This window comes from Pseudoalteromonas sp. AWM4_233 (genome assembly GCF_056158285.1).
The window spans coordinates 1-2,456 of the sequence record NZ_JBSWSZ010000136.1; the positions used below are offsets into that span (position 1 = coordinate 1).

The window sequence follows — 2,456 nt, forward strand, 5'->3', positions numbered from 1 at the left end:
ATGATATCGTTAACCCGCTTGATAGACGTGACTACTTCTTCCATGGTATCGCCAGACTGATTGACGAGTTTATTGCCCCCATCAATTTTGTTCACCGAGTCTGATATAAGCTCTTTTATCTCTTTTGCCGCCTCTGCTGAACGCTGAGCCAAGCTTCGTACTTCTGATGCCACTACCGCAAACCCTCGGCCCTGCTCGCCTGCTCTAGCTGCCTCAACAGCGGCATTCAAGGCGAGTATATCGGTTTGAAATGCAATGCCGTCAATCACACCGATAATGTCTGAGATCTCTTGAGCTGACTCGTTGATTGAAGACATGGTGTCAACCACCTGGCGAATGAGCTCACCGCCTCTTGTTGCAATGTCGCAGCTTTGTGACGCCAAGCCATTTGCCTGCTCAGCATTTTCGGCATTGAGTTTTACCGTACCGGTCAGCTCTTCCATACTCGAAGCAGTTTCCTCAAGGCTAGATGCTTGTTGTTCAGTTCGGCTTGAAAGATCTGAGTTACCGGTAGCTATCTCAGAAGACGCAGTATTGATGGTTTCTACCGCTTCGTAAATGGACCCTATAGTGCCAGACATCTCTCCGACAAACTGGTTTATGGCATCGCCCAATACCTGAAACTCACCTTCAAACTGTTCGTCCAATTCTGCCGTTAAGTCGCCACCGGATAAGCGGGTCATCACATCACTGATAGAACCGATAATACGGCGCATATCGTCAATAAAGCGGTTGATTGATGTTCCGAGTTCTTTAAACTCGCCGTCGAACTCATGCTCAATGCGGCAGTCCAAATTCCCTTGAACAAGCTCATTCATTGCCGTTTTGATATCGCTTATAGCTTGCTTCCTACCCGTGATATCAATGGCGTATTTTCACTACGCGATGGGGTCTGCCGTTTTGATCCAAAATAGGGTTATATGATGCTTGGATCCAAATTTCTTTACCGCCTTTGCCCACGCGCTTAAACTCATCAGTAAACAGTACGCCTTGACGTAGTTGCTCCCAAAACTGACTATATTCAACACTGCGCTTATACTCTTCATCAACGAACATGCTGTGATGCTTGCCAACAATTTCGTCTAAGCTGTAGCCAACCGTGTTGGTGAAGTTTTCGTTGGCGTTAAGAATTTTTCCGTCAAGGTCAAATTCAATAACCGCCTGAGCTTTATTTATTGCTTCAATTTGCCCTTCGAAATAAGCGTTACGTAATTTAGATGCAGTAATGTCAGTGGCAAACTTCACTACGCGAATAACCTTGCCATCACCATCAAATACCGGGTTGTAGGTCGCTTGAATCCAAACCTCTTTACCCATTTTGTCAAAACGGCAAAATTCTCCACTTTGCGGCTTACCCGCTTTGAGATCGCGCCAAAATTGTGCGTATTCTTCCGTGCGAATGTACTGGTTATCACAGAACATTTTGTGATGATTGCCTACGATCTCGTTAAGGCTATAGCCAAGCGTATTTAGGAAGTTGTCGTTTGCGTTTTGAATTACACCGTCTGCATTAAACTCGATCACCGCTTGAGCGTCGTTTAATACATTAAGCATGGTACTTTTGATAAGTAGCTCAGACTAATCAACCCATTCAACCATAGTGCCTATGTTTTGATTGTCTTGGTCGAAAAAAGGCGTTAGCGTGAGCTTAAAGTTCAAGTCGCCTATGCTTATTGTAGAAGTCATTGTCGATTTTAGTTCAGCTAAGATATTGCGCTGATGTGACGGATTACGATGAAATTGGTCGATGTTCTGACCTTCCAAATTATCAGCCGAAAAACTGGGAAGAACAGCCTGAAGTTTTTTTTCATTTTCTTTAAGCAGTGTTTTTACCGACTGATTCGCGTAAATAATATTTCTTTCTGCATCAGCCATCATGATGCAACATGTTGTTGCATCAAGCACCTGTTTGTTTCTCAATGCTTGATTTACGTCCGTTGCCTTCGTGAAGTCCTCTAACCACGTCATGATTCCCATTGTCTTCAGCCCTCAACCGCTTGTGTTTTTGTTTCAACTAAGCCCAATTCGTTACTTGTAATTAGGCTCTCAATATTCACTAAAATAACCATGTGTTCGTCCACATCCGCCAGCCCATGAAGGTATTTGCTATCGAACGCCACCCCAAACTCTGGAGGCGGAAGAACATGTCTTCTTCCGAAGATGGATCACGTCGGAGACGCCGTCGACGACAATGCCAACAATTCGCTCGTGGACATTGCGTCTTAATCACGATAGTAAAGTCGTTGTAGGTGGCTTCGCCGACATTGAACTTAATCCGCAAATCCACGATGGGCACAATATCGCCACGAAGGTTTATCACCCCCTTAATAAAGCTTGGCGCATTGGCTATTTTGGTGACCTGCTCATAGCCGCGAATTTCTTTCACCGTCGTGATGTCTAAAGCGTAATGCTCTTCAGGTGCTGAGTGGAAGTGTTGGGATGCTTGTATTAACCTT

At 44.8% G+C, this 2,456-nt stretch carries 3 protein-coding genes and 1 pseudogene; all 4 read right to left on the bottom strand.

The window, feature by feature from the left end:
• A partial coding sequence (locus tag ACXAC4_RS27275) for a methyl-accepting chemotaxis protein (RefSeq protein WP_475168301.1) occupies positions 1 to 818 on the bottom strand: 818 nt, incomplete at its 3' end.
• Between the two features lie 43 nt (positions 819 to 861).
• Positions 862 to 1,554, bottom strand: a complete 693-nt coding sequence (locus tag ACXAC4_RS27280) for a PAS domain-containing protein (RefSeq protein ID WP_475168306.1) — start codon at positions 1,552 to 1,554, stop codon at positions 862 to 864.
• A gap of 24 nt (positions 1,555 to 1,578) precedes the next feature.
• Positions 1,579 to 1,968: a PAS domain-containing protein gene (locus ACXAC4_RS27285; RefSeq protein ID WP_475168312.1), complete on the bottom strand. Its 390-nt coding sequence runs from the start codon at positions 1,966 to 1,968 to the stop codon at positions 1,579 to 1,581.
• 14 nt (positions 1,969 to 1,982) lie between these two features.
• Positions 1,983 to 2,456 (bottom strand): annotated as a pseudogene (locus ACXAC4_RS27290) (chemotaxis protein CheW); the annotation flags it as partial.